Consider the following 12884-nt stretch of genomic DNA (forward strand, 5'->3'; position numbering starts at 1 on the left):
CATCGGATACCTAATCATGCATAAGATCGTTTTTCTGGACCGCACGACCCTCGCGCCGCAGATCGTGCTGCGCGAGCCGCGCTTCGAGCATCAGTTGATCGAGCACGATCGCACTACGCCGGATCAATTGCTCAAGCGGCTCGCCGGCGCGTCGATTGTGATCACCAACAAGGTCGCGCTGACGAGTGAAGTGCTGGAGCAATTGCCGGAGCTGAAACTCATCGCGGTGGCGGCGACCGGCACGGACTGCGTCGACAAGGCCGCCGCTCAGCGGCTCGGCATTGCAGTGAGCAATATTCGCGGCTATGCGATCAACACTGTGCCAGAGCACACGTTCGCGCTGATCCTCGCGCTGCGGCGCAATCTGGTCGCCTATCGCGACGACGTGCTCGCCGGCGAGTGGCAAAAATCCGGGCAGTTCTGTTTCTTCACGCACGCGATTCACGATCTGGCCGGCGCGCGGCTAGGCATCATCGGCGAAGGGGTGCTTGGGCAGCGCGTGGCGGAGTTGGGCAAGGCATTCGGCATGCAGCCGATGTTCGCCGCGCACAAAGGACGCGAAGGGCTCGGTCCGCTTTACACGCCATGGGACGAAGTGCTCGCGACCAGCGACATCATCACCGTGCACAGCCCGCTCACGCCGCACACGCGCAACATGCTCGCCATGCCCGAGTTTCGCGCGATGAAGCGCCGGCCGTTGATCATCAACACGGCGCGCGGCGGCCTCGTGGATGAAGCCGCGCTCGTGCAGGCGCTCGACGAAGGTCTGATCAGCGGCGCGGGCTTCGACGTGACCGCGGGCGAGCCGCCCGCCGACGATAATCCGTTGTTGCGCGCGGCCAACCGGCCCAACGTGATCCTGACGCCGCATGTGGCATGGGCGTCGGACGAGGCGCAGCAGAGCCTCGCCAATCAGTTGATGGACAACATCGAGAACTTTGTCAGCGGTGCGCCGACGAATCTGGTGAGCGGCGCTTATTGAGCCACGGCCCAGCCATTGCCGAGTCGCTGCCGCGCCACAGCCGCGCCGCCGACTCATCGCGCGGCGCGGCTAATGACATCAGACGCCGCCTCAACCCTGGCGGAAAATCGGCGCGCCCCACGGTGCGCCGGTCGTGCCGCCATCCACGACGATCTCCGCACCCGTCATTCCCGACGCATCGTCGGAAGCGAGGAACAGCACCGCCGCCGCGACTTCTTCCGGCGCGGCGAGACGCGCCATCGGCACGCGCGGCGCAAGGGCCTGTTCGGTTCCGTCGAGCGTCGCGCCCGCGCGTGCGCCACGCGTCCAGATCGGCGTGCGCGTGCCGCCTGGGATCACGGTATTCACGCGAATACCGCGCTGCACCAACTCCGACGCGAACACCTTCGCCATGCCCGTGATGCCGGCCTTGGTGGCCGAATAAGCCGCCGAGCCCGGTGAGCCTAGTTCGCGCATTACCGAGCCGTTCAACACGACCGCGCCACCCTCGCTCATCAACGGCAGTGCGGCTTGCACCGTCAGGAAGACCGCCGTCAGATTGGTGCGAAGAATGGCCTCGAACGCCGCGGCCGTGGTGCCGCCGAGCGGCGTGGGCCCGGAGATGCCGGCATTCGCGAACACGATATCCAGCGACCCGAATTTGCTCTTGATCTGTTCGAACAACGCGCCGATTTCCGCTTCGTCGTCCAGGTTGGCCTTTACGCCCAGCGCGTTTTCGCCGAGTTCGGACACGGCCTGATCCAGCTTCGCGCTATCGCGGCCGGTGATCACCACGCGGGCGCCTTCGGCAATCAGCCGCTTCGCCGTGACGAAACCAATGCCGCTGTTGCCACCGGTCACCAACGCTGTTTTTCCGTTGAATCGCATCATCTCTCTCCTTGATTGCGCCGCCGAAGCGCCGGAAAGCCCGGTCGCGCGACGCCTGTAACAGTCGAGCGGCCAAAAAGCCGCCGCATACGGACATCCGCGAAAGACGCCCTCGCCCAACAATCTGCATGTTGATCATCATGCACATTTTCAGTATTATGCTCGTCATGCAAATTGTCAAGAGGGGTGACGGAGATGGGCTACTCGCAGGCGCAAAAAGCAGAAAGCCGGCAGCGTGTGCTGGAAACAGCGGCACAGCAGATCCGGGAAGACGGGATCGAGGCGCTCGGGGTGGCAGACTGCATGCGGCGCGCGGGGCTCACCCATGGCGCGTTCTACGGCCACTTCGAGTCGCGTGACGCGCTGATCGTCGAGGCGCTGGAATATGCGGTCGCACAGAGCGAGAAGCGCATCGCCGCGACACTCGCGGCGGCGAACGGCAACGGGTCCGCAAAGAAAGAACCACTGCAGACGATCGCCGAGATGTTCCTCAGCGAGAAACACATCAGGAATCCGGGTAACGGCTGCGCGCTGTGCGCGCTTGCCGGCGAGGCGCGGCACGCGGCACCGGAAGTTCGCGAGAGTCTGACGCAATACGTGCACAAGCTGGCAGCACGCATCGCGCAGACGTTGGCGGGCCATAGCGAGAGCCTCGCGCTCGGCATTGTCGCGACCATCGTCGGCGCGGTGACGCTCGCGCGTGCCGTCGACGACCCCGAACTCGCCAGATCGATTCTCGCCGGCTCGCTCGATCTGATCGTCGCGCAAGGCGGAGACGCTTAGTCGAGCACCTTGGCGGCTCCGGCCAGCAAGCGCCACGCCGAAGCCGCTTTCTCAACGCATGGGCGTGCTTATGCGCTGGCGTTCGATGTTTAGCTGAAACAGTCAGTTCGCACAGCGCGGGGTCGTTGCTAGGATGGTCGATTGGCCTTCCCTTCAGACTCGACTCAAGGACTATGAATCATGGCGCTGCTCAACAGACGGGCTTTCATTCGCGTCGCGCTGGCTTCCTCGCTTACCACGCTCGCGGCGCGCGGCTACGCGCAAACATCGGCCACGAATGGCGAGCCGGTCGCGCTGCGGATCGGCTATCAGAAGTCGTCGACATTGATCACGCTGCTCAAGGCGCGTGGGTCGCTCGACAAAGCGCTTGCGCCGTTGGGGGTGCGCGTTTCCTGGAATGAGTTTTCGAGCGGCCTGCCCTTGACCGAAGCACTCAATGTCGAGGCCGTCGATTTCAGCGCGGACGTTGCCGACACGGTCCCGATCTTCGCTCAAGCCGCGCATGCGCGCTTCGTCTATGTCGCGCAGGAAGCGCCTTCACCGGCGGCCCAGGCGATCATCGTCAAACAGGACAGCGCGCTGCGCACGCTCGCCGATCTCAAGGGCAAGCGCATTGCCGTGACCAAAGCCGCCGGCAGCCACTACCTGTTGCTTGCGGCGCTTATCAAGGCGGGCCTCGCGCCCGCCGATGTTCGAATCAGCTACCTCACGCCGGCCGACGGCCGCGCGGCCTTCGAGCGCGACAGCGTCGATGCATGGGTCACGTGGGATCCGTACGTGGCATCCGTCGACCGCGACGCCGGCGTACGCATTCTCGCGGACGGCAAGGGACTCGCGTCGTACCAGCGCTACTACCTCGCGTCGAACCGGTTCGCGGCGGCCCATCCCGAAGTCATCCAGATCGTATTCGATCAGTTGACCCAGGCAGGCGATTGGCTGCGCGCACATCCTCAGGAAGCAGCGCAAACACTCGCGCCGATCTGGGGGCTCGACGCCGCCACGATCGAACGCGCGAATGGCCGCCGCAGTTATCTGGTGCGCCCCGTTCTTGCACAGAATTTCGGTGAGCAGCAAAAGATCGCGGATACGTTCTTCCAGGCCGGCTTGTTGCCCGCCAAAGTCGAGACCGCACAGGCGCAACGTTGGGACTTCGGCGCGAAACGCGGAGAGCCGGCAGGCAGTTGATGAACCAGTTGATAGCCCAACTGACGGGGGGTGTCAAAACAGTGTCAATACGTGTGGAGAAAACCGAATAAATCGCATTGCAAAACGCCCGCGCAGAATGTTTTTTGGCGGTCGATTATCATGGTTCGATCATCTCACTCGAACGACTCGGTGTTGGATATGACGAATACAGGCAAGGCGTTGATAATCGCGCTGGTTCTGGTGGACGTGGGATTCATCTCTTACCAGCTTCTCCCTAAAGGCAATCACTCCGAAGCCGCGCCAGACACGGTGACGGCCAATTCGGTCACGGCGTCGGCAGCCGGTTCGCGAGTGGACGGCACGCACGTGAGCGCGGGCAATGTGGTGTCCACTTCGCCATCTGCGAATAGCACGGGCGAGATCACGGCCGCGCCGCAGCCAGTCAAACCGGCTCCCATCGCCAATGACGCGCAAGCGCGGCCGCAAACATCGCGGCATAAACAGCCAGGCCGCGCGTTGGCACCGGCGGATGCGCGCGAGTCCGTCGCCGCGAAAGCAGATACCGCGCAGCCGGTTGCCCATGCGCGCGCCGACCTGACCCGGCACGGCTCGAATGCCGTCGCGGCGGCCATGACGGAACAGCTCGTCAAGGAATCGTCCAAACCCGACCCGTCGTTGCCGATGCCGCCGCAAACGCAGGCGCAGACGCAAACGCAGACTCAATCCGCGCCGGTCGGCCAGGATCACCACGGCTCGAACCCCGTTGGCGCCGCGATGACGCAGGCACTGGTGCGGGAATCCGCCCGGGTCAATCCAGCTTCTTCGCAAACGCCGTCGACAACACCGGCTGGTACGCAGTAAGACTGCAGTCCGAAACACTTTTGACGCTCGCGTGCCTCCACGCGGCGTCCCCGGCTGCCACGGCTCAATGCGCCAGAAAGTCCACCACCATGCGGTTGAATTTTTCCGCATGCTCCCACTGCGCCCAGTGGCCGCAGCGGCTGAAAATATGCATTTCGGCGTTCTGCATGCCGGCAACCAGACGCAAACCCACATCCATCGGCACGAAACGATCGTCGCGCCCCCAGATCACGAGCGTCGGCGCCGCAATCTCGCCAAGACGCGGTCCGAAGTCGTTGAACTGCTTCGGATTGGCCGCGAGACTCTTCACAAAGTTTTCCAGATGATCGCGGCGCGCCAGCATATTGTGGAGCCGCGCCTGCATCAGATCGTCGGTCAACGCTTTGGTGTCGAACACGAAGACGTTCATCATCCGTTTCAGGTTTTCGATCGTCGGTTCGCGATAGAGGCCTTGCAGCAGCTTGATGCCTTCCGTCGGCATCGGCACGAACTGACTGGGGCCACCGGTTCCGCCACCCATCAACACCAGTTTGCCGACACGCTGTGGATTGGCGAGCGCGAACGCGACGGCGCTATGGCCGCCCATCGAATTACCGATGATGTGCGCGCGTTCAATGTCGAGCGAATCGAGCAAACCCTTCAGCGAACGCGCGTTGAGTTCGGAGCGCGAGCCGTCGCACACAACCGGGTCGCTTTTGCTCCAGCCCAGGCAGTCCATCAGGATGACCCGATAACCCGCGGCGACGAGCGGTTCGACATTCCGGTTGAAGTTCGCCCAGCCGCTCGCACCCGGGCCCGAGCCATGCAGCATCACCACCGTTTCGGCGCCCTGCCCGGCGTCGTTGTAGTGCAACTGCACTTCCCGCTCGCCTTCCTTGATACGCACGAATTGGCTGGTCGATGCTTCGGTGATTGCCGATACATTCGAGGTCATGTTGCTTTCCTTGATCTGAAGAGAGTTGATTGACCGCGCACGTCGCACAGTCGCGCGCGGATTGCATTGGCGGCGCTATTGAAGCGATGAGCGTTATTGCGCGGTAGCCGGCGCATAAACCGGCGCGGACTTGCCGACGACGAGCCACGCCGCGACCGCCGCAACGGCGATCAGCGGAATGCTCGCGCTCAGCAACACGGAGGCGCTCTGGCCGATCGCGAGCAGTTGCCCGGCGATCAAAGGCCCGAGAATCGAGCCCATGCGCCCCACCGCGACCGCGGCGCCCACGCCGGTGCCGCGCACCTGTGTCGGATAGATGCTGCTCGCGAGCGCATACAACACCGACTGTCCACCGACCAGAAACAGGCCCGCGAGCAAGCCGCCGCACGCCATCGATACGCCACCGCTTGCCGCCACGAGCGCGGCCAGCGCCGCGGCGATGCCCAGATACATGCCGGTCACGGTGCGGCGCTTGCCGATGCGATCCATCAGGCTTGCGATCACGATGGCCCCAATGCCGCCGCCGATGTTGAACATCATCTGCACGACGCTCGATTGCACGCGCGAGAGTCCGCGGCTCAGCACGAGCGACGGCAGCCAGTTGATCAGGAAGTACAGCACGATCAACGTGCCCAGGTAGCTGATCCACAATGCGACTGTCGTGCCGGCCCGCCCTTCCTTCCACAATGCCTGCGCGATGTCGGACGGTGCCTCGCCCACTCCACGCGCGCCGGCCACTCCCGAGCGCGCGGCGACGAAATGCGCCGACTCGCGCATGAAGATCGCCAGCAACGGCAACACGAGCAGCGGCCCAACCCCGCCGACATAGAAGATATGCCGCCAGCTCTCATCGCCCGGACTCACGATGCCGATCACCGCCGCGAGCGCCGCACCGAACGGCATGCCGCAATACATCGCGCCGACTGCGGTGTTGCGTTGATCCGGCGACGCCGCTTCGGCGCACAACGCGATCAGGTTCGGCATCGCGGCGCCAAGCCCGAGCCCGGTGAGAAAACGCGCGGCCAACAGGCTGTTCAAGTCCCACACCTGCGTAGTGGCAATCGAAAACAGGCCGAACAGCGCGACCGACAGCATCAGCACGCGCTTGCGGCCGAGCTTGTCGGCGAGCCTGCCGCCGATCGCCGCGCCGGGCAGCAGGCCGAGCGCGCCGATGCTGAATGCCCAGCCCATCTGCGCGACCGCGAGATGGAACTCGCGAGCCATGCGTGGCGCCGCAACGCCGGTCGATTGCAGATCCAGCCCTTCCAGCAATGCGACGATCAGGCATAAGCCGATCGTGACGGCGCCGGTGGCGCGAGTGTTGTTTGATCGCTGCATGAAAAGTCTCCAATGTGTTGTCAGCATCGCTCTTGGCGGCGATAACGCTGGGTTGAGGTCGGCGGCGCAGACGGCCGCCATGCTTCCAGACAAATGCGCTAGACGCCGGCTGCGCGCTTCAGGTCCAGCGCCACGTCGACGATCATGTCTTCCTGGCCGCCGACCATGCGCCGCTTGCCCAGTTCGACCAGAATGTCGACGGCTTTCAGGCCGTACTTCTTCGCGGCCACTTCGGAGTGCCGCAGAAAGCTCGAATACACGCCCGCGTAACCGAGTGCCAGGGTTTCCCGGTCCACGCGCACCGGACGGTCCTGCAACGGCCGCACGATATCGTCGGCGGCATCCATCAACGTGTAGAGATCGGTGCCGTGGTGCCAGCCGGCGCGTTCGGCCGCGGCAATGAACACCTCCAGCGGCGCATTGCCCGCGCCCGCGCCCATGCCCGCCAGACTCGCATCGATGCGGTCGCAACCTTCTTCCACTGCGACCAGCGAGTTCGCGACGCCGAGGCTCAGGTTGTGGTGCGCGTGCATGCCGGTCTTCGTCTCCGGCTTGAGCACGGCCTTCAATGCGCGAAAGCGCGCGCGCACGTCGTTCATGTTCATCGCGCCGCCCGAGTCGACCACGTAGATGCATGTCGCACCGTACTGCTCCATCTTCTTCGCTTCGACCGCGAGGTTTTCCGGCGTGGTCATGTGGCTCATCATCAGGAAGCCAACCGTGTCCATGCCGAGTTCGCGCGCGTATTCGATGTGCTGCTTCGAGATGTCCGCCTCGGTGCAGTGCGTGGCGACCCGCACGATGCGCGCGCCGGCCTGGTACGCCGCCTTCAGATCGTGAATCGTGCCGATGCCGGGCAACAGCAGCGTCGCGATCTGCGCGTGGCCGACCACGTCCGCCACCGCTTCGATCCATTCGAGGTCGCTATGCGCGCCGAAGCCGTAGTTGAAACTCGATCCTTGCAGGCCGTCGCCATGCGCGACCTCGATGCTGTCCACTTTCGCCTCGTCGAGCGCGCGGGCAATCTGCTGCACGTTATCGATCGAATACTGATGACGGATCGCGTGGCTGCCGTCGCGCAGCGTCACGTCGGAGATATAGAGTTTTCTGTCCATGAGATGCGTCTCCTTATGCCTGAACCAGGGATTGCGCCATGCGCTCAGCGGTCGCGAGCGCAGCCGAGGTCATGATGTCGAGATTGCCCGCATACGCCGGCAGATAATGTGCGGCGCCTTCCACCTCGATGAACACCGAAGTCTTCAATCCGCTGAAACGGCCAAGGCCCGGAATGTTCAACGGCGCGTCCACGGCGATCTCGTCGAACTGCACTTTCTGCTTCAGGCGGTAGCCCGGCACATAGGCATTCACGGCAGCGGCCATGGCTTCGATCGAGGCTTCCACTTGTGCGCGGTCGGCGAGATCGGACAGCACATAGACCGTATCGCGCATCATCACAGGCGGCTCGGCCGGATTGAGCACGATGATCGCTTTGCCTTTGGCGGCGCCGCCCACCGCTTCGATCGCCTTCGAGGTGGTTTCGGTGAACTCGTCGATATTCGCGCGCGTGCCTGGGCCGGCCGACTTGCTGCTGATCGACGCGACGATTTCCGCGTAGTGCACCTTCGCCACGCGCGAAACCGCGGCCACCATCGGAATCGTGGCCTGGCCGCCGCACGTCACCATGTTGACGTTGCGGCTGTCGAGATGCGCGTCGAGATTCACCACCGGCACGCAGTACGGACCGATCGCGGCAGGCGTCAGGTCGATCAGGCGGATGCCCGGTTTCAGCGCGCGCAGGTACGCGTCGTTCTTCACATGCGCGCCAGCCGAGGTGGCGTCGAACACGAAGTCGATGTCGTTGAACACAGGAAGGCGCGTCAGTCCTTCCACGCCTTCATGCGTGGTCGCGACGCCCAGCCGCGCTGCGCGCGCGAGACCGTCGGATGCCGCGTCGATGCCGACCATCGCCGCCATTTCCAGATGCTCGCTGTGCCGCATGATCTTGATCATCAGATCGGTGCCGATGTTGCCGGAGCCGATGATCGCGGCCTTGAGTTTTTCGCTTGCCATGTCAGTCCTCAATCGGGTGATTGCTTATGCGGAGAAAATCGCGCGAACGCTGCCGAGGCCTTCGATCTGCGCACTGAAAGTGCCGGCCCGCGTCACCGCGACCATCGGACCGAGCGCGCCGGTCATCAGAACGTCGCCGGCTCGCAGCGGCGTGCCGAGCTGCTGCATGCGGTCCGCGAGCCACACGGCGGCGTTCAGCGGATTGCCCAGACACGCCGCGCCGTTGCCGCGCGAGAGCGTTTCGGCGTCATTCGAGAGGGTCATCGCGCAGGCCGCCAGATCGACGTCGCGCAGCAATACCGGCCGGCTGCCGAGCACGAAACGCGCGCTCGATGCGTTGTCCGCGACGGTATCGACGAAGCGGATATTCCATCCTTCGATGCGGCTGTCCACGACTTCAATGGCCGCGACCGCGTAGGCCGTCGCGCGAATCAGGTCAGCGTAGGTGTGTTTTTCATGCGTGAGGTCGTGTTCGAGTACGAGTGCGATTTCCGCTTCGACCTTCGGCTGGATCAGTTCGCCGAGCGCGATCGGCTGGTTGTCGCCGTAGGCCATCGACGCAAACAGCGCGCCGAAGTCCGGTTGATCGACGCCGAGTTGGCGCTGCACCGCGGGCGAGGTCAGACCGATCTTGCGGCCAACGATGCGCTCGCCCGCCGCCACTCGCGCCTCGACGTTGATCTGTTGCACCATGTAGGCGAATCCGGCGGCGGTGGCCGGATTCAAATGGGTGAAGCGCTCGTCGTCGCGCAACGGCGCGATGGTCTGACGTGTGCGTTCGGATTCGCGCAGCCGCAGGGCCAGCGCTTCAGCATTGCTTCGTTGGTTCAGGGTCATGGCGGGTTCCGTGATTCGTCATGCGGTTTCGGCAATGGGCCGCGCGTGCATCGCGCCAAAGCCCGCGATCCATTCGGGGATCGGCCGGTAGTAATCGAGCGTCGCGCGATAAGGTCCGTACGCCTGCAGCGCGCCGAATGCGGCGATCCACGTGCGAACCTCATGCGCGGATTTGCCCGCGTCGCGCGTGATCGCGGTGTCGGTCAAGCCGTCGAGCGCGCACAGCTCCCCTTCTTCGAGCACTTTTAGGAACGCGCGGTCCCATTCGGGATTGAGCGGATGCAGCCGGCTATCTCCCGAGGCGAATGCACGGGCCGCCGCGACGGTGCGAGCCTGACGCGCCGCGCGCGCTTCGGGCGACGGATTGCGGCCGGCGATCAGCCGCTCGGCGACTTCATCCGTTGCGCCCGCTAGTTCCGGCACCGGCGGCTCGTGCGAAATGCCGCCGGAGCCGATCACCAGCACACGTTGGTCCGAACGCGCGAGGCGGCGGCCCAGTGCGTCGCCGAGCAGTCGCGCCCTGCGGCACGACGCCATGGGCGGCGCGACCGAATTGATGAACACCGGCACAACCGGATAACGGTCCAGTGCGCCCGTGAGAATCTCCAGCGCCTGCGCACAACCGTGATCGACCTGCATCCGGTACGACACGGCGACGTCGACATCCGCGGCGAGCGTGGCTTCCGCGAGATCGAGCGCGGTGGCGGCGGGTACGGCAAGCTGCCCCGCCAGACTGCCGAAGTCACCGATCGCGCTCGCCGACGCGCCGATGCAGAACGGCGGCATCACGTCGTAGAAGAAACCGTTGTAGTGGTCCGGTGCGAACACGACGACCAGTTGCGGATCGAAAGCGGCCACACGTGCGCGCGCCGCCGCGTGAATCCGCGCGACTTCCGCGACAATGTCCGGCGCCGGGTCGCAATAGCCGCGGAGCGGCGTGTGCGAAAGACATTCGAGCAACATCGGCATATCAGGCTCCCGCCGCGATGGCGACATCGCTTTCGGACGCCTTCGCCGGCGTGCTCACCGCCGCCGTGGCGACGGCCCGCTCGCCGGTCTTCAATGTCAGCTTGACGGCAAGCTCGCCGATGCACGCCGACACCTGTTGCGGCGTGCACATACCCGCGACAAAGCGATCGGGCCGCAGCAACACCACGGATTCCGGCACGCGCGAGAACCACTCTTTCAGACGGCCTTGCACATCGCCGACGGCGATCACGCCGTCGGACACGTCGTCATGAAAAGCGAGCTGGGTGTCGGGTTTCGCGAGCACGAAGCAGCCGCCAAGGCGCTGCCAGGTTTCACGCGCAAGCGGCGACAAGCCGAACGTGGGATCCGATCCCCAGCCGATAATCGCGAAGCGATTGCCGAGCACGTCGTCGAGACGCGCGACGCTGCCGTCCGCCGTGCGCACGCGCGGCTGAATGAACATGCGCCCGACCGGCGAATGACACGACGGATCACGGCCATACACGAGGCGGCCGAGCAGCGACTCGCGCTTCTCGCTCATCAGCCCGAGCAGCCGGCCGGGCGCGGAATGACCGGAACGCTCCAGCATGCGAGCCAGCACGCCATGCTTGCGTTTGTGCTCCGCCAGCAGGACGACGCCCGTTTCATAGCGCGGCATCGGCTTGAAACGCATCTCCACGAAATAGCGCTTCATGGCGGGGACCACGTTGAAGGTCCGCACGAAGGCGTCGCGAAACTTGATGCCGAAGCGGCTCGTCGGCGCGAAAATGTCGCCGGCCACTTCGGACAAATGGATCATGGAGCGGGCGTGCGCGCGCCGCTCCGCCGTATAGGTGTCCAGCAACGCGTCGCCGGCGATCTGTCTGACCACCATCGCCAGCTTCCAGCCGAGATTGCTCGCGTCGCGGATCCCGCTGTTGTAACCCTGCCCCTGCCAGACCGGCATGATGTGCGCGGCGTCGCCGGCCAGCAGCACGCGATCCACACGAAAGCGGCTCGCGAGGCGCGCATTGTGCGTATAGACGCGCTTGCGGATGTAGTCCACCTTTTGCGGATCGGCGACCACCTTGCGGATCAGCGCGGCCATGTTCTCCGGCTTCGACAATTCCTCTTCGGTTTCGCCGGGCATCACCATGAATTCGAAGCGGCGAATGCCATGTGGCAGTGCGGCCGACACGTACGGCCGTTTCGGATCGCAATGCATGTAGACATGCGGCGAGCCGATCGGATCGTTGCGCACATCCACCACGATCCATTGATTCGGCTTGGTGCGTCCTTCGAACGGCACGTCGAGCATGCGGCGCACGAAGCTATTGCCGCCGTCCGCGCCGACCATGTACGACGCGCGTACTGTGCGGCGGCCGCCTTTCTCGTCCTCCGCTTCGATCGTCACGCCGGTCTGATCCTGCGTGAAACCGCTCACGCTAGCGCCAAATAGCACCTGCACGTGCGGGAAGCGGCGCAGCCCTTCGTACAACACACGATCCGCGAGCGGCTGAATGAAGGCATTGCGGCGCGACCAGCCGAACTCGTCGGTACGCGGTTCGATCGACGCAAAACAGTGACCGGTGTGCGTGACAAAACGCATCCAGTGATCAGGCGTGGTGTGCGGCAACAGCACGTCGGCGAGGCCGACTGACTGGAACACCCGCAGCGCTTCATCGTCGAGGCCGATGGCGCGCGGGTAGTCGATGATCTGGTCGAGCTTTTCCAGCAGCACCACGCGCACGCCCTGCAAGCCCAGATAATTGGCAATCATCAAGCCGACAGGGCCGGCGCCGATAATCGCCACATCGGCTGACACGGTTTCGCTGCGGCCGCTCGCGGCCGCCAGATCGGTGGGTGGGAACATTCTGTCTCCTTTCTCGCGAACGGCACACGGCGCCGTCGCTTCAGATAGCGGACTTGTTTGGAATATTCAGGGAGGGCACGGCGTGACGATTGCGTATCGCCATGGCGAAAAGTCGCGCATGGGATGCGGCATCTCGCGTCTCCTTGAATCGTTGATTTGATCGCAGTCTAGGACTCGCACCGGATCGCCTCAACAATTTGTGAAAAATGTGCATACAATGCACATTGTTGATTTATTGAGGTTTT

The 12884-nt window shown here is 64.2% G+C and carries 12 protein-coding genes; 4 read left to right on the forward strand and 8 right to left on the reverse strand.

Annotation, left to right across the window (positions count from 1 at the left end; genetic code table 11):
• Positions 1-16: 16 nt before the first annotated feature.
• The gene (locus P0D70_RS13370; protein WP_408184836.1) at positions 17-982 is read left to right on the forward strand and encodes a D-2-hydroxyacid dehydrogenase; all 966 of its coding nucleotides are present in this window, start codon (positions 17-19) and stop codon (positions 980-982) included.
• A gap of 90 nt (positions 983-1072) precedes the next feature.
• On the opposite strand, the gene P0D70_RS13375 is transcribed toward P0D70_RS13370, so the two are convergent.
• Positions 1073-1849 carry an SDR family NAD(P)-dependent oxidoreductase gene (locus tag P0D70_RS13375; RefSeq protein WP_408184874.1) on the reverse strand — a complete coding sequence of 259 codons (777 nt, stop codon included), beginning with the start codon at positions 1847-1849 and terminating at the stop codon, positions 1073-1075.
• 195 nt (positions 1850-2044) lie between these two features.
• On the opposite strand from P0D70_RS13375, the gene P0D70_RS13380 reads away from it, so the two are divergent.
• The 3 genes from P0D70_RS13380 (at position 2045) to P0D70_RS13390 (ending at position 4639) form a co-directional block, all read left to right on the forward strand.
• Positions 2045-2632 carry a TetR/AcrR family transcriptional regulator gene (locus P0D70_RS13380; RefSeq protein WP_408184837.1) on the forward strand — a complete coding sequence of 196 codons (588 nt, stop codon included), beginning with the start codon at positions 2045-2047 and terminating at the stop codon, positions 2630-2632.
• Positions 2633-2812: 180 nt separating this feature from the next.
• On the forward strand, positions 2813-3817 hold the full coding sequence (locus P0D70_RS13385; RefSeq protein ID WP_408184838.1) for an aliphatic sulfonate ABC transporter substrate-binding protein: 1005 nt from the start codon (positions 2813-2815) through the stop codon (positions 3815-3817).
• 159 nt (positions 3818-3976) lie between these two features.
• Entirely contained in the window at positions 3977-4639 is a 663-nt protein-coding gene (locus P0D70_RS13390; protein WP_408184839.1) for a hypothetical protein, read from the forward strand.
• 64 nt (positions 4640-4703) lie between these two features.
• Here P0D70_RS13390 and P0D70_RS13395 read toward each other — a convergent pair whose 3' ends face one another.
• The 7 genes from P0D70_RS13395 to P0D70_RS13425 form a co-directional block, all read right to left on the reverse strand.
• Positions 4704-5573, reverse strand: coding sequence for an alpha/beta fold hydrolase (locus tag P0D70_RS13395; protein ID WP_408184840.1), 870 nt, complete (start codon positions 5571-5573; stop codon positions 4704-4706).
• Positions 5574-5666: 93 nt separating this feature from the next.
• Entirely contained in the window at positions 5667-6911 is a 1245-nt protein-coding gene (gene mhpT, locus P0D70_RS13400; protein WP_408184841.1) for a 3-(3-hydroxy-phenyl)propionate transporter MhpT, read from the reverse strand.
• A 98-nt stretch (positions 6912-7009) separates the two neighbouring features.
• Positions 7010-8026, reverse strand: a complete 1017-nt coding sequence (gene dmpG, locus P0D70_RS13405) for a 4-hydroxy-2-oxovalerate aldolase (RefSeq protein ID WP_408184842.1) — start codon at positions 8024-8026, stop codon at positions 7010-7012.
• A gap of 13 nt (positions 8027-8039) precedes the next feature.
• Positions 8040-8981, reverse strand: a complete 942-nt coding sequence (locus P0D70_RS13410) for an acetaldehyde dehydrogenase (acetylating) (protein WP_408184843.1) — start codon at positions 8979-8981, stop codon at positions 8040-8042.
• Positions 8982-9005: 24 nt separating this feature from the next.
• Positions 9006-9818, reverse strand: coding sequence for a 2-keto-4-pentenoate hydratase (locus P0D70_RS13415; RefSeq protein ID WP_408184844.1), 813 nt, complete (start codon positions 9816-9818; stop codon positions 9006-9008).
• Positions 9819-9836: 18 nt separating this feature from the next.
• Positions 9837-10787, reverse strand: coding sequence for a 3-carboxyethylcatechol 2,3-dioxygenase (locus P0D70_RS13420; protein WP_408184845.1), 951 nt, complete (start codon positions 10785-10787; stop codon positions 9837-9839).
• A gap of 1 nt (position 10788) precedes the next feature.
• Positions 10789-12639 carry a bifunctional 3-(3-hydroxy-phenyl)propionate/3-hydroxycinnamic acid hydroxylase gene (locus P0D70_RS13425; protein WP_408184846.1) on the reverse strand — a complete coding sequence of 617 codons (1851 nt, stop codon included), beginning with the start codon at positions 12637-12639 and terminating at the stop codon, positions 10789-10791.
• Positions 12640-12884 lie beyond the last annotated feature (245 nt).

Source organism: Paraburkholderia sp. RL17-381-BIF-C (genome assembly GCF_046026435.1).
GTDB lineage: Bacteria > Pseudomonadota > Gammaproteobacteria > Burkholderiales > Burkholderiaceae > Paraburkholderia.